The sequence below is a fragment of the Hamadaea sp. genome, from assembly GCF_013362815.1.
Lineage (GTDB): Bacteria > Actinomycetota > Actinomycetes > Mycobacteriales > Micromonosporaceae > Hamadaea.
This window is the reverse complement of the sequence record NZ_JABFVK010000116.1, coordinates 1-21,785: the sequence shown is the minus strand read 5'-3', so window position 1 is coordinate 21,785 and position 21,785 is coordinate 1. Positions and strand designations below refer to the sequence as shown.

The 21,785-nt window shown below is 69.6% G+C and carries 18 protein-coding genes; 8 read left to right on the top strand and 10 right to left on the bottom strand.

What is annotated here, in order from left to right:
• A partial coding sequence (locus HOV77_RS34090) for a DUF4865 family protein (RefSeq protein WP_290870364.1) occupies positions 1 to 104 on the bottom strand: 104 nt, incomplete at its 3' end.
• Between the two features lie 145 nt (positions 105 to 249).
• Entirely contained in the window at positions 250 to 1,326 is a 1,077-nt protein-coding gene (locus tag HOV77_RS34085) for an FAD-dependent oxidoreductase (protein ID WP_290870361.1), read from the bottom strand.
• Positions 1,327 to 1,408: 82 nt separating this feature from the next.
• On the opposite strand from HOV77_RS34085, the gene HOV77_RS34080 reads away from it, so the two are divergent.
• From HOV77_RS34080 to dtd, 3 genes are all read left to right on the top strand, one after another.
• Positions 1,409 to 2,533: a helix-turn-helix domain-containing protein gene (locus HOV77_RS34080; RefSeq protein ID WP_290870358.1), complete on the top strand. Its 1,125-nt coding sequence runs from the start codon at positions 1,409 to 1,411 to the stop codon at positions 2,531 to 2,533.
• A 161-nt stretch (positions 2,534 to 2,694) separates the two neighbouring features.
• Positions 2,695 to 3,171 carry a hypothetical protein gene (locus tag HOV77_RS34075; RefSeq protein WP_290870356.1) on the top strand — a complete coding sequence of 159 codons (477 nt, stop codon included), beginning with the start codon at positions 2,695 to 2,697 and terminating at the stop codon, positions 3,169 to 3,171.
• A gap of 53 nt (positions 3,172 to 3,224) precedes the next feature.
• The gene (gene dtd, locus HOV77_RS34070; protein WP_290870353.1) at positions 3,225 to 3,647 is read left to right on the top strand and encodes a D-aminoacyl-tRNA deacylase; all 423 of its coding nucleotides are present in this window, start codon (positions 3,225 to 3,227) and stop codon (positions 3,645 to 3,647) included.
• Here the strand turns inward: dtd and HOV77_RS34065 are convergent.
• A complete protein-coding gene (locus HOV77_RS34065; RefSeq protein WP_290870350.1) occupies positions 3,644 to 5,137 on the bottom strand; it encodes an MFS transporter in 1,494 nt (497 codons plus the stop codon). The two genes, dtd and HOV77_RS34065, sit on opposite strands and share 4 nt — an antisense overlap.
• An 81-nt stretch (positions 5,138 to 5,218) precedes the next feature.
• Here HOV77_RS34065 and HOV77_RS34060 point away from each other — a divergent pair, with 81 nt between their 5' ends.
• Together HOV77_RS34060 and HOV77_RS34055 are read left to right on the top strand one after the other, a co-directional pair.
• Positions 5,219 to 5,824: a TetR family transcriptional regulator gene (locus HOV77_RS34060; RefSeq protein WP_290870347.1), complete on the top strand. Its 606-nt coding sequence runs from the start codon at positions 5,219 to 5,221 to the stop codon at positions 5,822 to 5,824.
• Positions 5,825 to 5,966: 142 nt separating this feature from the next.
• On the top strand, positions 5,967 to 7,940 hold the full coding sequence (locus HOV77_RS34055; RefSeq protein ID WP_290870345.1) for a peptidoglycan recognition family protein: 1,974 nt from the start codon (positions 5,967 to 5,969) through the stop codon (positions 7,938 to 7,940).
• A gap of 142 nt (positions 7,941 to 8,082) precedes the next feature.
• Here the strand turns inward: HOV77_RS34055 and fabG are convergent, their stop codons facing one another.
• From fabG to HOV77_RS34040, 3 genes are all read right to left on the bottom strand, one after another.
• A complete protein-coding gene (fabG, locus tag HOV77_RS34050) occupies positions 8,083 to 8,829 on the bottom strand; it encodes a 3-oxoacyl-ACP reductase FabG (RefSeq protein ID WP_290870343.1) in 747 nt (248 codons plus the stop codon).
• Between the two features lie 96 nt (positions 8,830 to 8,925).
• Positions 8,926 to 10,422, bottom strand: a complete 1,497-nt coding sequence (locus tag HOV77_RS34045) for a sugar transferase (protein ID WP_290870341.1) — start codon at positions 10,420 to 10,422, stop codon at positions 8,926 to 8,928.
• Between the two features lie 331 nt (positions 10,423 to 10,753).
• Positions 10,754 to 12,427 carry a carbohydrate binding domain-containing protein gene (locus tag HOV77_RS34040; protein WP_290870338.1) on the bottom strand — a complete coding sequence of 558 codons (1,674 nt, stop codon included), beginning with the start codon at positions 12,425 to 12,427 and terminating at the stop codon, positions 10,754 to 10,756.
• A 227-nt stretch (positions 12,428 to 12,654) separates the two neighbouring features.
• Between HOV77_RS34040 and HOV77_RS34035 the strand changes: the two genes are divergently transcribed.
• The 3 genes from HOV77_RS34035 (at position 12,655) to rocD (ending at position 15,885) form a co-directional block, all read left to right on the top strand.
• On the top strand, positions 12,655 to 13,725 hold the full coding sequence (locus tag HOV77_RS34035; RefSeq protein ID WP_290870335.1) for an AI-2E family transporter: 1,071 nt from the start codon (positions 12,655 to 12,657) through the stop codon (positions 13,723 to 13,725).
• Positions 13,726 to 13,840: 115 nt separating this feature from the next.
• Positions 13,841 to 14,689: a dimethylargininase gene (gene ddaH, locus HOV77_RS34030; protein ID WP_290870332.1), complete on the top strand. Its 849-nt coding sequence runs from the start codon at positions 13,841 to 13,843 to the stop codon at positions 14,687 to 14,689.
• Positions 14,686 to 15,885, top strand: coding sequence for an ornithine--oxo-acid transaminase (rocD, locus tag HOV77_RS34025; RefSeq protein ID WP_290870329.1), 1,200 nt, complete (start codon positions 14,686 to 14,688; stop codon positions 15,883 to 15,885). Before ddaH ends, rocD begins: the two co-directional genes overlap by 4 nt.
• Positions 15,886 to 16,094: 209 nt before the next feature.
• On the opposite strand, the gene HOV77_RS34020 is transcribed toward rocD, so the two are convergent.
• The 4 genes from HOV77_RS34020 to HOV77_RS34005 form a co-directional block, all read right to left on the bottom strand.
• Positions 16,095 to 17,132, bottom strand: coding sequence for an FHA domain-containing protein (locus tag HOV77_RS34020; protein ID WP_290870326.1), 1,038 nt, complete (start codon positions 17,130 to 17,132; stop codon positions 16,095 to 16,097).
• Positions 17,133 to 17,180: 48 nt separating this feature from the next.
• A complete protein-coding gene (locus HOV77_RS34015; RefSeq protein WP_290870323.1) occupies positions 17,181 to 17,579 on the bottom strand; it encodes an SHOCT domain-containing protein in 399 nt (132 codons plus the stop codon).
• A gap of 21 nt (positions 17,580 to 17,600) precedes the next feature.
• On the bottom strand, positions 17,601 to 21,068 hold the full coding sequence (locus tag HOV77_RS34010) for a hypothetical protein (protein WP_290870320.1): 3,468 nt from the start codon (positions 21,066 to 21,068) through the stop codon (positions 17,601 to 17,603).
• A gap of 190 nt (positions 21,069 to 21,258) precedes the next feature.
• Positions 21,259 to 21,711 (bottom strand): rhodanese-like domain-containing protein, encoded by a 453-nt coding sequence (locus tag HOV77_RS34005; protein WP_290870317.1) that lies wholly within the window; start codon positions 21,709 to 21,711, stop codon positions 21,259 to 21,261.
• Positions 21,712 to 21,785: the final 74 nt, after the last annotated feature.

Here is a 21,785-nt window from a genome sequence, read left to right as displayed (position 1 = left end):
AAACCGAGGCCCTCCCAGCGGTCGAGCAGATGCCCCTTGCGGGCGACCCGGTCGCGGATGATGCCCATGTCGTAGTCGGCGGGCAGACGGATCGCGTACTGCATGGCGTGCAATGGGTGCCTCCTCAGACGGGACGGTCTTCAGGCGCGACGGGCGCGACGGGCGCGACGGGCGCGACGGGCGAGAGGCACGGCCGCGTCCCGTCGGGCGCGACGCAGGCCTGGCATACGCCGATGCCGCAGAAGATGCTCATGCAATCACCCCGTTCGCGACGGCGAAGCGAGCGGGCGAGAAGGGCGCCGGATCAAGCGCCGGCGTAGCCCCGGTGAGCAGGTCGCCGATCAGTTCGCCGGTGGCCGGGGCCAGCCCGATGCCCGCCCCTTCGTGCCCGTGCGCGTGCCAGAGCCGGGGGTTCACCGGATCGGGTCCGATGACCGGCAGGTGGTCGGCGCAGTACGGCCGGAATCCGTGGTAACTCCGCATGATCCGGACGTCGGCCAGGAACGGGAACAATGCAGCCGCTCCGGCCGCCAGCTTGCGCAACGCTTCCCGATTCGGCGTACGGTCGAATCCGACGCGTTCCCGGGTTGCTCCGATGAGGACCGGGCCGCCCGGCGTACCTTCGACGACGGTCGAGGTCTGCAGGTCGGCGTCGCCGCTCGCGACGTTCTCCAGATACTCCGCCGAGTACACCTTGTGCCGGATCAGCACCGGCAGCGGCTCGGTGACCAGAATGAATCCCCGGCGCGGTTCGACCGGCAGCGCGATGCCGAACTGCCCGGCCCAGGCCCCGGTGGCGTTGATCACCGCGTCGGCGTCCGCGGGCAGGTCGCGTACCTCCGTGTGAAGCCGCACCCGCGCGCCCAGCGATCGCGCCGCGGCGAGCATCGCCACTGCTGCCCGCGCGGGCTGCACCTGCATGTCCTGCGGGAAGAACGCGCCGCCCAGGATGTCCGCCGCCAGGTGCGGCTCCAGTTTGCGCACCGCTGCCTCGTCGAGCAGCTCACCCGCCGTCTCGGCCAAGGCCCGCATTCCCCGACTGGTACGCGTGACGATGAGCCCGCCTTTGCGTTCGAGTTGTACGCCGCCGGCGAAGTGGCGGTCGAGTTCGGCTTCCCACTCCCGCCAGAGCGTGTTCGAGCGCAGCGCGAGGTCCAGTTCGGGACCCGGTTCCTTGTCGGAGACGAGGATGTTGCCCTCGCCGGAGCCGGTGGTGCCCGCGACGAGCCCGCCTCGATCGACGACGGTGACTCGCAGCCCCCGCTGGGCGCACGCGTACGCACAGGCGGCGCCCACGATGCCGGCCCCGATCACCGTCACTCTCACGACTTCGACCCTAGGCCTGGGCAGCGCTCCGGTCTTCCAACAGCTGTCGGATCTGTGGCGTATCGGTTCCTACACTTGTCGTATGCGCGACGAACTGCAGCTGCTGGTGGACCGGATCGCCGACCGGATGGGCCGCCCGGTGCTGGTCGAGGATCGGCGGCAACGGGTGGTCTGCTACTCCGCCCAGGCCGAGCCGCTCGACGAGGTACGCCGAGACTCCATCCTGCGGCGGAGCACCACCCCGGAGGTGATCGCGTTCTTCGCGCGCTTCGAGATCTTGCGCGCCCGCCATCCCGTACGCACTCCAGCCGAGCCCGTCCTCGGCCTGCTGCCCCGGGTGTGCGTACCGGTGTGGCACAGCGACCTGCTGCTGGGCTTCGTCTGGTTCGTCGACTCCCCGGCACTGTCGGACGCCGACGTGAACCGGGCGGTCGGGTTGTCGGCCGATCTGGCGTTGGCCCTCTACCGCGTCAACCTCCTCGGCGAACTGACCGCACGGCGGGAGGCCGACGCCGTACGCGGACTGCTGGCCGACGATCCGGCGGTTCGGGCCGACGCCGCGACCAGCGTCGTCGGCACGGAGATGCTGGAGTCGGACGGGCCGTGCACTGCGCTCGTCGTGCCGGTCGGCGACCCCGCCGTGGTCGAGCAGGCGCTCGTCGCCACTCGGCGCTACTGCGGGCACCGGTACGCCGTCCACCTCGTACGCCCAGCGCAGGGGCTGCTCCTGGTGCGTTCCGGCTCGATCGCTCCGGCTGACGCCGCAGCTCACCTCGCCGAGCAGGCCGAATCCGCCGTCGGCGTCGGGGACACCGTCTCCCGGCTGGCCGACGCGTACCGGTCGGTCGCACAAGCCGCCCAAGCGCTCGCGCTGCCGACGACCTCCGGCGATCCGGCGTCGAGTCGAGTAGCACTGTGGTCTCAGCTCGGGGTGTACCGCGTACTCGCCGCCGCCGGTCTCGGCCCGACTGAGCTGCATCCCGGGGTCGACCGATTGCCGCCGGACTTGGCCGCGACAGTGGAGGCGTACCTGGATCTGGCCGGGGACGCCGCCGCGACCGCCGCCCGCCTGCGCATCCATCGGACGACGTTGTACTACCGGCTGACCCGGGCGGCCGAACTGAGCAGTGTGGACCTACGCGACGGGCTGCAACGGCTGCAACTTCACCTGGCGCTGAAGGCGACCCATCTTGGTTCCCCCCGTTGATCATGAACCTAGGGGGTCCGACGCGCCGTCGGACGGGACCCTAGGTTCATGATCAACGCGTCGGAACAAGGACGCGATGTGGCTGTCAGAACATTGACAGAATACTTAAGTTCCCCTATATGGGGCATCACGCCGGAGACGGACGGCCGGTTTTCCCGGTCATGGTGGAATCGACCACGCGTCTCCGCCGCGCCCTGGGCGCGGCGTTGGCCGCGTTCGCCCTGACGGCTCTCGTCAGCGGCATCGCAACCCTCGCCGCCGGCACAGCCGGCGCGGTTCCGGCCATCGAGGCCGGCTACACCGGCAGCGGTTATGGGGATTACTCCCACTCGCCGTCGCCGAGTCGCAGCAAATCCAAGTCGCCGTCGGCGACTCCGTCCGCCACGACGTCTTCACCCTCGCCGCGGCCTTCTCACAGCAAGTCCAAGTCGCCGTCGGCGTCACCGTCCTCGTCGCCCTCGCCGTCTTTGTCGTCGTCGACGTCGGTCTCCCCGACCACGGCGACGCCCAGCCCTTCGGCCCTGCCCACGACGGGTACGCGGACGGGCAGCGTGCTGCTGATCGGGGCGATCCTGCTCGCCGTCGGCGTGGTCCTGCTCGGCGGCGCCAGGCTGCTCCGGCGGGCGCCCGTTCGCTGAACCGGCGGCGTACCGCCGTGTCGTCCCAGCGTGTGACATGGCACGCTGGGACGATGCGAGCAGTGGTGCAGACGGTTTCCCGGGCGAGCGTGACGGTCGGCGGCGAGGTCGTCGGCAAGATCTCGGAGGGGCTCCTGGTGCTGCTCGGCGTGACGCACGGCGACAGCGAGGCGACCGCCGCGACGATGGCTCGCAAGGTGCACGAGCTGCGCATCCTGCCGGAGGAGAAGTCGGCGTCCGAGCTAGGCGCACCGCTGCTGGTGGTCAGCCAGTTCACCTTGTACGCCGACACCAGCCGGGGTCGACGCCCGGGCTGGAGCGCGGCCGCGCCCGCCGCCGTCGCCGAGCCGTTGTTCACGGCGTTCGTCGAGGCACTGCGAGCGCGGGGTGCGACTGTCGAAACTGGACGGTTCCGGACGCACATGCTCGTGGAGAGCGTGAACGTGGGCCCGAACACGGTCATCATCGACCTCTAGGCGGGAACCGGCTCCGGCTTCGGAGTCTCCTCCTGCACCACGTCGGTGGCCGGCATCCGCAACGTGAACGCGAGGATCATCGTCAGCCCCATGCATACTGCGGCCACCAGGAAGACGCGGTCCAGACTCGTGACGAACGCTTCGACGGCGGCGGTGCGTACGGGGCCGGTCAGGCTGGTGATCTCCGATGTGGACAACCCCGGTACACGCGCGGTGAACCCCCGGGTGAGCAGCGTTCCGAAGAGCGCCGCACCCAATGCGCCGCCGAGGTTCTGGAAGAACCGGATCGCGGTCGTGGCCACGCCCAGCTGCGTACGCGGAGCGGCTTGCTGCACGATTCCGATGAGCAGCCCGAGTAGTTGCCCGAAGCCGATGCCCAGGACGAACAGAGCGCCGCGGATGAACCACAGGTTGGTGTCGGCCCCGATGGTGGCGAGCGAGCCGATGGCGAGCGTGCCGAACGCCGTACCCGAGACGCACAGCGCCTTCTGGGAGAACCCGGCCTCGGTCAGCTTGCCCGTCACGATGCCGACGACGGTCAGCCCCAACGCCATGGGCACGAGATACATGCCGGCCTGCGCCGCCGGTACGCCCCGCACGAGCTGCAGGTAGACCATCACGTAGACCATCGAGCCCATCATCGCCAGGCCGATCAGGCCTTGAATGGCGAAGCCGACCCGGATCGTGGCGTTGCGGAACAGGCTCAGCGGCAGGATCGGCTCGGCCGCCGTGGCCTGCCGCCACAGGAAGCCGGCGAACAAGGCGATGGTTCCGCCGACGAGACCGAGGATCTGCGGGGAGCTCCAGGCGTACTCCTTGCCGCCCCACTCGCTGACGAGCAGGAGCCCGACGGCGAACACGGCGGCCAGTCCCGCGCCCAGGAAGTCGATGCGGTGCGGCCGGCCCTTCGGCAGCTTCAGGAGCAGCGCTGACGTGACCAGGACCACCAGCCCGATCGGGATGTTCAGGTAGAAGATCCACCGCCACTGACCGTGATCCGCCAGTACGCCACCGAGGAACGGGCCGGCGGCCATGCCGGCGCCGGCGACAATGCCGCCGAAGTTGCCCACCCGGCCACGTGCGCTGCCGGGCCCGCCGGCGAGCTGCACGAGCACGACCATCGTGACGCTCATGAGCCCGCCCGCGCCGGCGCCTTGCAGCGCCCGGAACGCGATCAACTGCCCCATGTTCTGGGCGACGCCGCAGAGCGCCGAGCCGGCCAGGAAGGTGAAGATCGCGCCGAGGTAGACGCTCTTCGCACCGAAGACGTCGCAGAGCTTGCCGTACAAGGGCAGCATCGCCGTGGCGGCGAGCGCGAACGCGCTGATCAGCCAGGGCAGCCGGTCGACGCCGTGCACCGGGTCGAGTTCGCGCACGATCGGCACCACCGCCGCCGAGACGATGTTGTTGTCGATCACCGCCATGACGATCGTCAGGAAGCCCAGCAGCATCCCGATCTTCTTGTGCTTCTCCGTCATCACCTTGTCCATGGAGGTAAGCATGCCCGAGATAGTTTTACTGAGTCAATACTTTTTCTGAGTCCAATTTTTGATCTGGTACAGTCCGATCTCATGGCAGAGATGAGCCTGCGGGAGCGCAAGAAGAAGGAGACCGGCGTACGCCTCTGGGTGGCGGCGGTGAAGCTCTTCGCCGAGCGCGGCTTCGACGCCGTGTCCACGGCGGAGATCGCGGCGGCGGCCGACGTCTCGAAGATGACCTTGTTCAACTACTTCCCGACCAAGGAAGACCTGGTCCTCATGCCGATGGAGGACCACCTCGACGAACCCGCCCGGGTCGTACGCGCTCGGGCCGACGGGCAAACGCCGGTCGCCGCCCTGAAGGCGCAGTTCCTGACGGCCCTGGCCGGCCGGGATCCGGCCACCGGCCTGAACGACAGTGATTCCTTCGTGCAGATCCAGCGGCTCATCCGCAACACGCCGGCCCTGCTGACCCGAGCTCTGCGCTACGAGCTGACCCGGGTCGACACCCTGGCCGAAGCACTGGCCGAGCCGGGACCGGTGACCCCGCTGGACCGCGTACGCGGCCGGCAGATCATGGGCGTGATCGGCGGCCTCGTCGAACACAACGTGGGGCGTGTCCTGGCTGGAGAGAAGGCCGACGACGTCTACCCGGACGCCGTGGCACTGGCCGAGAGCGGATTCGATCTCCTCCGCTGAGTACGCTCCGTGAGGATTTCTCGTCACGGGCACCATCTACGTAAAGATTTAACAACACGGCACCCCGAAACGATTGACTCTCCCCTCCGGCCGGTCCAGATTGGCCCGAAGAGGATCACATCCATCTTCCGCCGGAGGCACGATGCAACCCCCACAGCGCCGTTTCCGGCTGCTGGCCTCAATCAGCGCACTCACCTTCGTCGCGAGCGGGCTCGCCGCGACGCCGGGTGCCGCCGCCGAGACCACGGCCTCTTCCCGCCAACAGGCCTACTCCGACGCCGCCGCCGAGTACGGCGTACCGGCCGACATCCTGCTCGCCGTCTCCTATCTGGAGTCCCGCTGGGACGTCAACGGCGGGCTCCCCAGCACCAGTGCCGGGTTCGGCCCGATGCACCTGACGGACGCGGCGTACGTGGCGTCGCTGCCGAAGGCCGAGGAGCTGGTCGCCGACGCCCCCGCCGAGGACTCGCGCGGCGACGACTCGCGTACCACGGTCAAGGCCCCGATCGAGCAACCCGCCGAAAGCGGAGCCGACCCCGCCGCTCTGCAGACCCTGGACGCGGCCGCCACGGCGACCGGCCTGTCCAAGGAGGACCTGCGTACCGACGTCGCCGCGAACATCCGCGGTGGCGCTGCGCTGCTCTCGGCGTACCAGCGTGAACTGAACGCCCCGACCGGCGCGGACAGTGACGTCGCCGAATGGTATGGCGCGGTGGCCCGCTACAGCGGCGCGACCGACGACACCGCCGCGGCCGCCTTCGCGGACGAGGTGTACGCGACCCTGGCCGAAGGCGCGGCCCGGACCACCGACGACGGCCAGGCGCTGGCCCTCGCGCCGCGCGCCACCACCCCGAACCGGCAGTGGCTCAACGGCCTGGGCCTGCGGCACCTCGCCCGGCCCGACGGCCTGGAGTGCCCGGTGGGCCTGGACTGCGAGTGGATTCCGGCGCCCTACCAGGAGCTGCCCGGCGACGACTACGGCAACCACGACCTGGGCAACCGCCCGGCTCAGCAGAAGATCGAGTACATCGTCATCCACGACACCGAGGGCTACTACCCGGGTGTCATCAATCTGGTGCAGGACCCGACCTACGTGAGCTGGAACTACACGCTCCGCTCGGTCGACGGCCACATCGCGCAGCACGTCAAGGCCAAGGACGTCGCCTGGCACGCCGGCAACTGGTACGTCAACTCGAAGTCGATCGGCCTGGAGCACGAGGGCTTCGCGGCCAACGGCGCCTGGTACACCGAGGCGATGTACCGCACGTCGTCGAAGCTGGTCCGGTACCTGGCGCTGCGGCTCGGCATCCCGCTGGACCGCCAGCACATCATCGGGCACGACAATGTTCCCGGCATCGGCCCGGCCAACGTGGCGGGGATGCACTGGGACCCGGGCCCCTACTGGGACTGGGCGCACTACATGGAGCTGCTCAAGGCTCCGATCCGCGGGATCGCCACCCCGCAGGGCGGCATGGTGACGATCGACCCGAACTACGCAACAAACCAGCCCGCCTTCACCGGTTGCGTGAAGAAGGGCGTTCCGTGCACCCTGCACGGCTCTGGTTCGGTCGTGCTGCGTACGGCGCCGGACGCCGCCGCTCCGCTGCTGACCGACTTCTACCTGAACGGCACCAAGCCCGCGACGATGCACATCTCCGACCACGGAGCACGCGTCGAGACCGGCCAGCAGTACGCCATCGCCGACCGGCAGGGCGACTGGGTCGCCATCTGGTACCTCGGTCAGAAGGGCTGGTTCTACAACCCGCCGTCGAACCCGGCCGCCGTCTGGTCGACCGGCTTCGTCATCACTCCCAAGGCGGGCAAGGCCACCATCCCGGTCTACGGCCGGGCGTACCCGGAGGCGGCGGCCTACCCGGCCGGCGTACCGGTGCAGGCGCTCGCCCCGCTGACCGGATACAAGCTGGCCGCCGGGCAGAAGTACGTCGTGGGCAACATCCTGCCCAGCGAGTACTACCGCGCGGTGACCTTCGACGGCTCGAGCCCCGGTGACTGGACGGTCGTCCGAGGCGAGATGACCTACGTCCAGATCCAGTTCGGCCACCGGATCATGTTCGTGAACCTGGCCGACGTGGACATCCGTCCCGCGGTGCTCTAGGTCCCCACCGCTCACAGCGAACGCGGCCCCCGACAATGACGTCGGGGGCCGCGTTCTTCGGGCCTTTTGGCGCTGGATCAGGGTTCCGGGTCGAATCTTGGGGCAAGATTCGACCGAGAACCCTGATCCAGCGCAAAGAAATTCAGCCGCGCGGGCCACCGGCCACGTAAATGACCTGGCCGGTGACGAACCCGGCGCCCTCGCTGACGAGGAACGAGATCGTATGCGCGATGTCGGCCGGGTAGCCGACTCGGCGTACCGGGGTCTCGGCCGCGCGGGCCGCCTGGAACTGCTCGAAGTCCACGCCCACCCGGGCGGCGGTCGCGGCCGTCATCTCGGTGACGATGAAGCCCGGCGCGACCGCGTTGGCGGTGACGCCGAACGGGCCCAGCTCGATCGCCAGCGTCTTGGTGAAGCCCTGGAGACCGGCCTTTGCCGCGGCGTAGTTCGCCTGACCTCGGTTGCCCAGCGCGGAGGTGCTCGACAGGTTGACGATCCGGCCGTACTTGGCCTGCGTCATGTGCGCCTGCACGGCCCGGCTCATCAGGAACGCGCCCCGCAGGTGCACCGAGATCACGCTGTCCCAGTCCGCGTCGGTCATCTTGAAGAGCAGGTTGTCGCGGATCACTCCGGCGTTGTTGACCAGCACTGCGGGCGTACCGAGCTGCTCGGCCACCCGATCGACCGCGGCCGCCACGGCGTCGGTGTCGCTGACGTCGGCACCGACCGCGATCGCCTCGCCGCCGTTCTTCCGGATCTCGTCGACGGTCGCCTGGCACGAATCCTCGTCCAGGTCGACCACCGCGACCTTCATCCCGTCGGCGGCCAGCCGCTGAGCCGTCGCCGCACCGATCCCCCGGGCCGCCCCGGTCACGATCGCCACGCGCATGTGTCTGCCTCCCTCGTCGCCGGCAATAACCTGCCCGCGACCTTACCGACCAGTAGCCAAATTAACTACCGGCGGTAGTTTAACGATCGGCAGGAATCAGTACGCGCCACGGGACCGGACGACCGCGCCGACCGTCTTCCAGAGGATCGACAGGTCCGAGGTCAGCGACCAGTTCTCCACGTAGTACAGGTCCAGCCGGATGCCGTCCTCCCAGGTGAGGTCGGAGCGCCCGCTGACCTGCCAGAGGCCGGTGATGCCCGGCTTGACCAGCAATCGTCGCGCCACATCCCCGTCGTACTGGGCGACCTCGCGCGGCAGCGGCGGCCGCGGCCCGACCAGGCTCATGTCGCCCCGAACGACGTTGACCAGCTGCGGCAGCTCGTCCAGGGAGTACTTGCGCAGAATCCGGCCGACCCGGGTGACCCGGGGGTCGTTGCGTACCTTGAACAGCAGGCCGTTGGTCTCGTTGAGGGTGGACATCTTCTCGACCATCTGGTCGGCGTCGACCACCATGGTGCGGAACTTGAAGACGTCGAACTCGAGGCCGTGCTGACCGACGCGGCGCTGCCGGAACAACACCGGCCCCCGGCTGTCCAGCTTGATGGCGATCGCCACCAGCAGCAGCACGGGCAGCGCGGCGAGCAGGCCGCCGACAGCGAGGATTCGCTCGACGACGTTCTTCACGATCTTGGTACCGCCGGCGAAGTCGGGCTGCTCGACGTGGATCAGCGGCAGACCGGCGACCGGGCGCGTGTGGATGCGCGGTCCGGCCACGTCGACGAGGGCGGGCGCGACGACGAGCTCCATTCCGGAGCCCTCCAGCTGCCAGCCCAGGCGGCGCAGACGAGAAGCGGTGAGCTCGTTCGACCCAGTCACGGCGATGGTGTCGGCGCGCGCTCCGGTGGCGGCTTCGACGATGTTGCGGAACGAACCGACCACCGGCACGTCGCCGAGGTGCTGCTGCGCAGCGCCCGCCGTCCGGGGCACGATCAGGCCGTCCGGGATGCACGCGCCGACCACCCGGTAGCCCGTGTAGGGCTCGCGTCGCAATTGGCGTACCAGCTCCAAGACGTGGGCCGCGTCGCCCACGACCAGGACCCGATGCGACCAGCCGGCGCCACGAGACCGGGCCCGGTGCAGCCGCTTGCGGGCCACCCAGCGGGCGGTGATCAGGCCGACCGTGCCCATCAGGAACGCGATGGCCAGGAAGCTGCGCGAGACGCCGATGTCGACGATGTAGCCGAGAATGGCCACGGTGCCCGCGAGCCGCCCGCTGGCGCCCGCGACCCGGCGGTACTCGTCGGTGCCGTAGCCGAGCACGCGCTCGTCGTAGCAGCGCACGGTCCGCAGCCAGATCAGCCAGGACAAGCCCAGGCCCACGCCGATCAGTCCATAAGGGAGGCCGGTGCGCGGCGGGCTCGCGGTGGAGAATCGCGCGAGGTAGCCGCCGAAGATCGCGGCCGCGATCACCACGGCGTCGCAGGCGACAAGGGTACGCACATAGATGCGCCGCCGCTCGGCGAGCCGGCGCACCTCATCCGCGGCTGACGGCGTGGTCGCGTCGCGCAGCGCGGAAACGGAAGCCGTGGTCATCGCACCCCCTCGATGCCTGTCCCCGGTAAGGGCATCATCCTCACCTGGAATGTGCCCGCCACCAGGCGATGAGACGGGAACCTGTCAGTTGCCGCCGGACGCCTGACCCGGGTCTGCCCGATCGGACCGTTGCCACGCGGGCCTGGCCCCGGATGCCTTGCCCGAGCTGCGTTCGGGCGGCGATTGTCCGTCCTAAGGGGACACGAAAGGCGACGGCGGAAGCGGCCCGATCACCCGGTTCCGCACCCGCCGTCGCCTTTCACTCATCCAGATTTCACCCGGTGAGCCGATCCTCCGCCGCCCGTACGGGCGACCGGGATCGCCGAGTGTGTCAGCCGGTGAACCCGGCGGTGATGCCGGTGAACGCCCAGTCCGTCTGCGCGATGCCGGAGCAGGACTCCTGTACGCCGCCACCGGCGCAACCGCGGTCCCGGTTGACCGACCAGAACGCCAGCCGCGCGATGTGGTTGGTGTTGGCCCAGTTCCGGATGTTGGTCCAGATTGCGGTGGTGGTGATCTCGGACTGGTCCGAGTAGCCGTTCATGCCCGAGATGCCGAGGTGGGCGTACGCCTGGGCGTCGGTCCAGCCGAACGCCGTCTTCAGCGCGTTCTTCAGGCCGTTCGCGGCGTTGACGGTGTTGCCGTACATGTCGGAGCCGCCGCCGAAGTCGAACGGCATGATGGTGAAGACGTCGATGTTTGCGCCGAGCGCCGCCGCCTGGTTGATCAGCCGCGTCCCGTAGTACGTCGGGCCGGTCGTCGCGGTGCCGAAGGTGACGATCGTCTTGATGCCCGGGTTGTTCTGCTTGACGATCTTCAGCGCGCCGAGGATCCGGTCCTGCACGGCCTCGTTCTCGAACTCATCGGTGTTCTCGATGTCGATGTCGATGTACTTCAGGTTGTACGCCGAGATGACCTGCTGGTACGCCGCCGCCAGAGCCGACGCGCTGGAGCAGTTCGGGCCGAGCTTGTTGCCTTGCCAGCCGCCGAAGGAGATCTCGACGTCGCCGCCGGCCGCCCGGATCGCGTTGATCGTCTGCTGGTCGACCCCGCCGGTCAGCGGACGAGAGCTGTCCCAGGCCGGGGTGCAGCCGCCGCCGGAGAGCATGAAGGCCATGGTGAACTGCTTGATCCCGGTCGCCGACATGACGGTGCTGATCGACGGCGGGTTGCCCCAGCCGTTGTAGTAGTACGGCGCGCCCATCGCGCCCGTGCTAGTGCAGCCAGTCGTGCTCCCGGTGGTGGCACCCGACTTCCCGGACTCCCCGGAGTTGTTGTACGCCGCCACGGTGTAGGTGTGGCTGGTGCACGACCCGAGACCGGAGACGGTCGCGGTGGTGCCGGTGACCGTCGCGCGTACCGTGGTTCCCTCGTAGACCCGGTAGCCGGTGACCGTGCCGGACGAGGCGCTCCACGACAGCGAGATGCTCGACGAGGTGGAACCGGTCACCTGCAGGTTGCCCGGAGTCCCCGGTACGCCGGGCGGAGCCGACGTCGTGGGGCTCGGCGACGGGTTGCCGCCCGGGCCGTCGAGCGAGAAGTCGTCGGCGTAGTAGGTGCCGGTGCCGTACCAACCCTGCACGTAGATCTGCAGCGAGGTCTGCGAAGCACCGGTGGTGTACGCGACCGACAACTGCACCCAGTTGCTCGCCGCCGACGGGTTCCAGACCTGGTTCCCGCCGGTGACGCCGAGGTAGACGTAGCCACCGCCGCCGCGAACCCAAGCGGTCAGCGTGTACGCGGTGTTCGCCTGGACGGCCACCGTCTGCGTGCACTTGGCGTTGTCCGAGGCGGAGGCGGCGCCCTGCAGGGCCCGGCTGCCACTGTGGACGGGAGTGGTGACGACCGAGCCGAGGTTCCCCGAGCACGACCACGGGCTCAGAGTTCCGCTTTCCAGGCCGGGGTTCGGCAGGATGTTCGCGGCCGAAGCGGAGGTGGACGCGACGAGCACGGCGGCGCCGGCCAACAGCGCGGCCCCGGCGACCGCCAGGATGCGTCGATACATAGGACTCTCCTAGATCAGTTCCGCGCGCCGTTCCCCCGGCAACCGGCGCGCGGAGATCGATGGAATCACGCGCGCAGATGAACCCTAAAGGAAAAAGTCCTAACAGTAAATATGGTTAACAGTGCCTTCTCGGCTGTTCGGCGGCTGCTCGCCGGCGGGCGTCGGCTCCGCTACAGGCGGCGCGTCGGCACCGCAGATCTTGGCCGTGGACTGGTCGTTGAACCGGTATGCCGGAGACGCCGCCGCCTCACCAGACCCGACCGCTGGCTGCGTCGGCGTCGGACCATCCGTTCAAGATCGGCATCTGGATAGGACTCGCGCTGCTCCTGGTGGTGGTGGCGGCGAACCTGGTGCAGGCGGCCGGAACCGTGCTCACCATCGTGGCGGCGGCCGGATTCTTCGCCATCGGGTTCAACCCGGTCGTGAAATGGCTGATGCGCCGGGGCATGTCCCGGGGGCTCGCCGTCTTCCTGCTGTTCGTCGGCTTCGTCTTACTGGTCTGCGGGTTCCTCGCGCTGCTCATCCCGGTCGCGGTGAGCCAGTTCGGCGCGCTCGTCGACGCCATTCCGGGCTGGATCCAGCAGATCCTCAGCGATCCGCGGTTCGAGGAGCTGACCCGTAACGAGGACCTGATCGCGAAGGCGGAAGCGCTGATCACGCCGGCCAACATCAGCCTCGTGCTCGGCGGCCTGGTCGGCGGCGCGACGACGGTGGCGGCCGGCGTCTTCAACTTCGTCACCGCCTTCATCCTGATGTTCTTCATCCTGGCCGGATTCGACCGGCTGCGGGACGGGGCGTACCAGCTGATTCCGTTCTCGCGGCGAGAGCGCGTCGGCGGCATCGCGGACCAGATCCTCGACAAGGTCGGCGGATACCTCGTCGGTTCGCTGAGCATCGCCTTCGTCGCCGGCACCACCGCGCTGATCTATCTGTGGATCATCAGCGTCCCGTACGCACTCCTGCTCGCCCTGGTCGTGGCGGTCTGCGACCTCATCCCCCAAGTCGGGGCCACCCTGGGCGCGATCATCGTGACCCTGGTGGCCTTCGGTACGCGCGGCCTCGCCGTCGCGATCGCGACGATCGTCTTCTTCGTCGTCTATCAGCAGCTCGAGAACTGGCTGATCTATCCCCGGGTGATGCGGCAGGCGGTGCAGATCTCCAATCTGGCCGCGATCGTCTCGGTGCTGATCGGATTCGCCATGTTCGGCGTGATGGGCGTGTTCATCTCCGTTCCCGGGTACGCCGCGCTCCAGCTGATCATCCGGCAGGTCGTGCATCCCCGGCAGGACTCGCTGTGACGCTTGCCGACAGGTTTACGAATCGCCGCGACGGCCGTCGATTGCGCAACGTTGTTGCGCGGTACGCAACCTTCGCGCCTGGTTTGCGCTGCTCAACCGGCCTAACTTGGTTCGCATGCCGACACGCCGTTACCTGATGTGCCGACCGACCCACTTCGCGGTCACGTACCGGATCAATCCCTGGATGGATCCGGCGGCCCCCTATGACACCGCGCTGGCGATCTCGCAGTGGACCGAGCTGAAGCGGGTCTACGAGGAGCTGGGCCACCAGATCGAGGAGATCGACCCGCTGCCCGGGCTGCCCGACATGGTGTTCGCCGCCAACGGCGGGACCGTGATCGACGGCAAGGCGCTGGCCGTGCAGTTCCGCGACGCCGAGCGCGCCGACGAGGGTCCGGCGTACGCCGAATGGTTCCGGGGTGCCGGATTCGCAGTCACCGAGGCGAAGGCCATCAACGAGGGCGAAGGCGACATCCTGCTCGCGGGGGACTACATCTTGGCCGGGACCGGCTTCCGGACGTCGCACGCGTCCCACGCCGAGGTGCAAGAGCTCTTCGGCCGCCCGGTCATCACGTTGCAGCTGGTCGACCCGCGGTTCTACCACCTCGACACCGCTCTGGCGGTGCTCTCGCATGGCCGTGATGAGCGCTCGCGTGAAGAGCCAGGAGTGCAGTCAGTCGGTGGCCCGGTGAACGTCGCGTACCTGCCGGAGGCGTTCTCGCCCGGCAGCCAGGCCGTGCTGCGGCAGTTGTTCCCCGACGCAGTGATCGCGACCGTCGCGGACGCGGAGGTGCTCGGCCTCAACGCCGTCAGCGACGGCGAAACCGTGGTCCTCCCGGTGCAGGCGGTGGCACTTACCGCCGCTCTGCAGCAGGCTGGATACAAGACCATCGGTGTCGACGTCAGCGAGCTGCGGCTCGCCGGCGGCGGCCCCAAGTGCTGCACCCTGGAGCTGCGTTCATGAGCAAGACCCCGGAAGCCGTCGCCGCCGCCGAGCGCTGGACCGCGCACAACTACCACCCGCTGCCCGTCGTGATCGCCGACGCGGAGGGTGCCTGGGTGACCGACGTCGACGGCAAGCGCTACCTCGACTGCCTCGCCGGCTACTCGGCGCTGAACTTCGGCCACCGGCATCCGTCGCTGATCGCCGCCGCCCACGCGCAGCTCGACCGGGTGACCCTGACCAGCCGGGCGTTCATCCACGACCAGTTCGCCGAGTTCTGCCACAAGCTCACCGACCTCACCGGCAAGGACCTGATCCTGCCGATGAACACGGGCGCGGAAGCGGTGGAGACCGCGATCAAGGTCGCCCGCAAATGGGGTTACCTCGTCAAGGGCGTACGCCCCGGGCAGGCGAAGATCATCGCGATGGAGGGCAACTTCCACGGGCGTACGACGACGATCGTGTCGTTCTCGACCGACCCCGACGCCCGCGACGACTTCGGGCCCTACACGCCCGGCTTCCAGCTCGTCCCGTACGGCGACCTCGCTGCCCTGGAGGCGGCGATCGACGCTGACACGGTCGGCGTACTCGTCGAGCCGATCCAGGGTGAGGCAGGCGTGCTCGCTCCCCCGGCCGGCTTCCTGCGGGGCGTCCGGGAGCTGTGCACCCGGAACAACGTTCTGATGCTCGCCGACGAGATCCAGAGCGGCCTCGGGCGTACCGGGGACACCTTCGCCTGCGACCACGAGTCGGTCGTGCCCGACATGTACATCATGGGCAAGGCGCTGGGCGGCGGGATCGTTCCCGTCAGCGCGGTCGCGGCCGACCGGGACGTCCTCGGCGTCCTCAAGCCGGGCGAGCACGGTTCGACCTTCGGCGGGAACCCGCTGGCCTGTGCGGTCGGCATCGCCGTGATCGACTTGCTGCGTACCGGGGAGTTCCAGGAGCGCAGCCGCGAACTCGGTGAGCGTTTGCACACCGGGCTCGCGAAGCTGATCGGCGACGGCGTCACCGAGGTACGCGGCCGTGGACTGTGGGCCGGTGTCGACATCGACCCGAGTCTGATGACCGGTCGGCAGGCCTCGGAGAAGCTGATGGAGCGCGGCGTACTGGCCAAGGACACGCACGGCTCGACGATCCGGCTCGCGCCTCCGCTGACCATCACGGCCGACGAGGTCGACTGGGCTCTGGAGCAGTTCCACGCCGTCGTCGCCTGACCGACCGCATCGTGATCACCCGGCGCACACCGCGCCGGGTGATCACTCGTTTCGGAAGTCGATCACCCGGCTGCGGAGTCGATCACCCGCAAACCGGAATGGTGTCCTGCGGAAACGCCGTCGATCACCCCGATTAGTTCATGATCGCGCGGAAAGGGGCGGGCGGGCGCGCGGAAGGGGTGGGCGCGCGGAAGGGGTGGGCGGAGGCGTCAGGAGGGTGGGAGGCGGAAGGACATCGTCGGGGCGTCCACCAGGACGGATCCGACCGCGCCGTTGCTGCCGGCCAGGCTGCCGGGCCGCCCGATCTCCACGCCTGGGTAGAGCTCGATGTACTCGGCCGGCCCCAGCGCCCGCGGCTGCCGCGGGGTGATCTTGTCGCCACCCGGGTAGATCCAGGCCCCGTTCATGCTGACGTCCTTGACCGACAGCCCGGAGTGGTCGAATGCGACCACTATGTGGTTGCGGCTGACCGCCTTGACCGCACCCTCGTCCAGCCAGGGACCGAGGACGATCGACCGGCTGTCGCTGTCCCAGTTGCCCTCCGGCGCGCGCCCGACCGTCACCGGTCCCGCCCCGGTCACCAGGAAACGCTGCTTGATCACGCCGTTCACGCGTACCGCCAGAACGTCTTGAGCCGGCGCGGGCCCGGTGTCGGACAGCGGCAGGTCGTGGCGCGGGCAGAGGGGGTTGCCGCGGAGCTTGGGCAGTGGCTGACCCACGGCCACCCGCATGCCCGCGAAGAGCGCGCACTCGGGGTCGGGGCAGCGCCACCGACGGGACATCAGGCGGCGGCCGAGGTCGGAGGGAGCGGTCGGGACGGGTCCCCGGACGGCGATCACGGCACCGCCCGCACCGGGCAGCGCGGCCAGGCCGGGCAGATTGCGGGAGATCACCGGCAGCCCGGCGACCTCGTTCAACTCCCGTACGCGCATGACCGAGCCCTGCACGACCTCCACGTGCCCGTCGTCGGCCCAGCGCCGGATGACCATCCGCTCGCTCGAGGGTTGATCGAGGTCGGAGAGCAACTGCTTGTCGACGACGCAGTAGACCTGGATGCCTTCCTCGGCGAGGTGCCGGGCGAGCGCGTCGACGACCATCCCCAGCCGGAGCAGCGTGGCCGGGCGGCCGCCGTCGAGATCCACGTAGCGGACGATCTCCGCCAGGTCCAGCACACCCCGGGCGAGCGCCGGCTCGGTGGTGAGGCGGCGCTCGATCGCGTCCAGGACGTGGCTTACCTCAAACCGCATGCTGGAACCCTACTGGCCAGCGCGAGCAGCGGCCAGATGCGGTACTTGTCAAGAAGCGGCCGACTGGTGCTGCCCTTGATACTTCGGGTCGTGCGCCAGGACGCGGCCCTTCTCGGCGGCGAACTCCTCGTCGCTGAGTTTGCCCCGGTCGTGCAGGTCCGACAGCAAGGTCAGCTGCTGGGCCGAGTCGGCCGGGGCGTACTTCTCCACGAAGTCCCGGCTCGCCTGATCCATCGCCTTGCGCTCGTCGGGCGTCGCGCCGGGCGGGCGGAAGATCAGGTAGATCAGCGTGCCGAAGAACGGCGCGATGACGACCACCACGACCCAGAGGGCCTTCAGCCAGCCCGCCAGGTCGTCGCGCCGGAAGATGTCCACCAGCGCGAAGCCCCAGACCAGCAGGAGCGGGATGAAGATCAGCAGGAGCCAGAACGTATCCCAGAAATCCATGGCATCCATTTTGCATACTTTTCATCGGAATGATGCCAGCTTCATGCGAAGCACCCGAAGATCACGGAGTCGCCGCTCGTAGGTGATCGCCAGGGCCAGCAGAATCGCCCCGCCGAGCCCGATCGGCAGCCAGAGCGGCAGCCGGGTCCAGTACAGCGTCAGCTCGTGCAAGGCGAGCACCACCAGCACGCCCCCGCCGATCACGACCGGCGCCTGCCGCCGCCGGATCGCCCCCACGATCACCACCGCCAGTCCGGCCACGCCGAGCGCCACCCGCCGCACCGGGTCGCCCTCGCCCGGCAACACCGCCAGTAACGTGGGCCCGAAGGCCGCCGCCAGCGCCGGGCCGTAGCCGATCCAGCTCGACAGACTCGGGTCACGGCGGGTCGCCAGCAGGCCCACGGCCACCGCGGTCAGCGCGAGCGGGAGGGAATAGGCCTCCACGGCTTTGATGTCGTACGCCCAAAGCAGCGACCAGAGAGCGAGAAGTTCGAGCGCAGCAGCCACCGCTGCGCGTGCGACGGGGTTCCGCTTGCTCAGGACGGTGGCTCCGACGACGAGACCCCAGCCGAGGTAGACCTTGGCGACGTGGATCGCCGGGTTCGGCTGGGCGTACGCCGAGAGCAGCAGGACCGCCGCGACGGCGTGGGCCAGTGGCTCCAACGCCCGCACTTCCCGCTTTCCGCCTCGCCAGGCGGGCAGGTAGCTGACCGCCACCAGCACCGCAGCCGCCGCGAGGACGACGAGTCCGGTCGGGCGCGGCGGCAGGTGTGCCGCGTGCGCACTGACGGCGGCCAGCCCGGTCCAGGCGATCCCGGCCAGTGGCCAGGCGAACCAGCGGACCTCGGCGGCGGCGCTCCGCTGGCCGATGACCGCGAACGCCGCCGTCACCAGGGCCAGCCCCAGAATCGACGACCAACTCGTGGCGGACAACCCGGCCAGCCCCGAACCCGCGATGATCACGGCGTACGGGACGACGACGAAGTCGGCGCGCGCCGGCCGCAGTCCACTGCGGACGATCCGGGCGAGCCCGGCCACCAGCATGATCAGCGGTACGCCCGGCCAGCGTACGTCGAGCCAGACGAGCGCGAGGACGGCTGGCACGGGTGCGACCGAGACTGCGGCGCGGAGCCCGAGCTGGAGTCCGAGGGCGAGCGTGAGCACAGCGAACGCGAGCACGTCGCCGAACCCGACGGCGATCCCGTCGCCGGGGGCGAGACCCGAACCGCCCGGGGTGGACGACCAGCCCTCACCGAGCCAGCGATACGACTCGACGAGTACGCCTAGCGGCGGCCGGGCCAGGAGCAGGGCGATCGCCAGCACCGCCCACCCCACGACGGTGTCCACGCCGATCCGCCCCGCGCCCGCCTCGGTCGGCTTCAGCGCCGCCGCTCCCGCCGCGGCAGGCTTCAGCGCTGGATCAGGGTTCTGGGTCGAATCTTGGGGTGTGATTCGACCCAGAACCCTGATCTGGCCGGAATCCACAGCGGTCCCAGGCACGCGGGGCAACAGAGCGAGCGCCAGCAAGCCGAAGGCCACGTACAGCGACTTGCTCCAGCCGTCCTCGGAAACCGCCAGCACTCCGGCGAAGACGGTCACGAGCACCGTCCCGAAGGCGGACCACCGCAGCACGACGGCGTACGCCGGAACCGGCCGGAGCAGCCAGGCGAAGCCGGGCAGCGTGAGGGCGGCGAGCGCAGCCGCGTGGAGCACGGTGGCGTCCGAGGCGTCGGACGCGTACGCGTACGCGGCGGCGAGCAGGACGAGCAGCGGCGGAGCCGCCGCGAGGGCCACCTCTCCCGGCGTACGGTCCCCCGGCCGGGCCGCGACTGCGGTGGCGAGCGCCAGGACGAGGACGGCCCCGATCGACCAGACCGGCTGCGGCGGTTCGCCGAACGGCGCGAGGATGGCGTGCACCGACAACCCGAATGCGCCCACCCCGGCGATGAGCCGGGTGGCGAGGTGACGACGGACGAGCGCGGTCGCGAGCAGCACCGCGACGGCCGCGAGGTCGGCGGCGGGCGGCAGCCAGTCGTCGACCGGCGGCCGGCCCGGGACGGCGAGCGCCAGCGGCACCACACCGGCCGCTGCGATCGCGATCGCGGCAGACCACCGCGGCGACACCAGCGCGACCGCCGCCGCAGTGAGCAGTGCGATCGACGTCGGCAGCGCCCAGTCGTACGGTGCCGGGCTCTCGTGCAGGCCGATCGACACCAACCCGGTCCAGGCCGTGAGGAAGACCGCGACCAGGACGGCCACGCCCCCGCCGATCGCCGTCCCGACCAGTACGCCGATCGCAACCGCGCGCGACGCGAGCCGCACAAGCTGATAGGCCCCCGCCAACACCAGTACGCATACCGACGTCCACAGGAGAACGTGCGGCGAATCGGCGAGGTCGGCGATCCGGGCCTGCCCGAGCAGGAGAAGCAGGACGAACCAGGCCACCCCGATGACGGTGAGTACGCGCTGGCGAGCGACCGGACCGGCGGCGACCCCGACCGCCCCGACGAGGAGCAGCAGCGCCACTCCGGCAACAGCCGAACCCATCGGGTCGGCGACGGCCAGCCGGACGAACGCGAAAGCGTGCGCCATCAGCAGGCTCACGGCGTACCCGAGCCAGGCGAGGATCTGGAGGACGACGGCGAGCGAGCGGCCCGCGAACCGCCGCAAGCTGCCCACGGCCAGCAGGTTGCCCGCGGCGACCGTGGCGAAGACCAGCGCGAATCCACCGGTACGCCCATCGGTGACGTCGACGAAGAGCAACGGCAGCGCGGGTTGAGCGAGCAGCAGGCCGCCGACGGCCGGGCCGGAGAGGCGGGTGAGCCAGGCGTAGCCGAGCGAGACGGAGGCCGTCGCCGCGACGACGAGCCCGGTGTACGTCCAGCCCGAGAAGAAGCCGTGTACGCCGAGCAGGTTGACGTTCCACACCGAGTAGCCGTCGAGGATGACCAGCAGCAGTCCGATCGCGGCGAACGTCTCGGCGGTGCCCCGCAGCCCACGGCGTTGCGCGACCAGCGGAACCGCGAGCGCGACGCCGGTGACGACGGCCAGGATCGCCGCCTTGCCCGCCATACCGAACGTGCCCCAGGCGAACGCGGTGAACACGATCGCCGCGATGCCGATCAGGATGCCACCGAGGACGAACAGGACGTTCTTGACCGTCTGCGTCGACGCCTCCGGCCGGGCCGGCGCTTGCGCCGTCACATACACGGGCGCGGGGGCGGGTGTCGGTGGAGGAACCGGGGCGGGCCGAGCCGAGGCCCAGACCTGAGCGGCGAGCCGGGCCCGCCGTTGCCGGGCGACCTGAAGCTGGGTCGACACGTCGGCGTACGCCAGCCGGGCCCGCTCGGCCTGCGCGGTCAGCTCCACGATCTGCGTGTCGAGTTGGATCACCTCGGCCGCGACCGGGTCCGGCGGGCGGCCGCAGCCGGGACAGCCGGACTCGAGCGAGGCTTCGGTCAGGCAGGCCGGGCACGGATAGGACGTCATGCCAGCGATGGTCGCAACCGCGGCGTACTCGGGTCTTGAGCGAAACAGCTCATCTGTGATGCGCTTTCAGCTTTTCCCGAGGTAGCTCCGGCTGCGCTGTCGCTTCAGCGCTGGATCAGGGTTCCGGGCCGAATCTTGCCGCAAGATTCGACCCGAGAACCCTGATCCAGCGTTGACGAACCGCCGGGGCTCAGCACGCGCAGGAAACCCCGGTCACGGGCGCGGTCAGCGGGTCGATGCTGTTGCTCTGCTTGCCGAGGAGCGACTCCGTGTCGAACCCCTCCCGCACCCAGTACTCATATCCGCCGATCATCTCCTTGACCCGGTAGCCGAGCCGGGCGAAGGCGAGCGCCGCCCGAGTCGCGCCGTTGCAGCCCGGACCCCAGCAGTAGGTCACGACGACCTTGTCGCGATCGATCAGAGCGGCCGCCTCGGTCGCGATGGAAGCCGTCGGCAGGTGCACCGCGCCGGGGATGTGGCCCTGCTCCCAGGCGTCGATCGACCGCGAGTCGACCAGCACGATGCTGCCCAGCGGCAGGTCGGCGTGGACGTCGGAGACGTCGGCCTCGAAGCTCAGACGCGAGAGGAAATGGGCGGCGGCGACGTCGGGGGCGGCGGGCGGGGTGTTCAGCACTGCACTCATGGGAAGAATCCTGCCGATGATCTTCCGTCGGCAGAAGTGGCGGTATCGCCGCTGTGCGCTAACATTCCGCCATG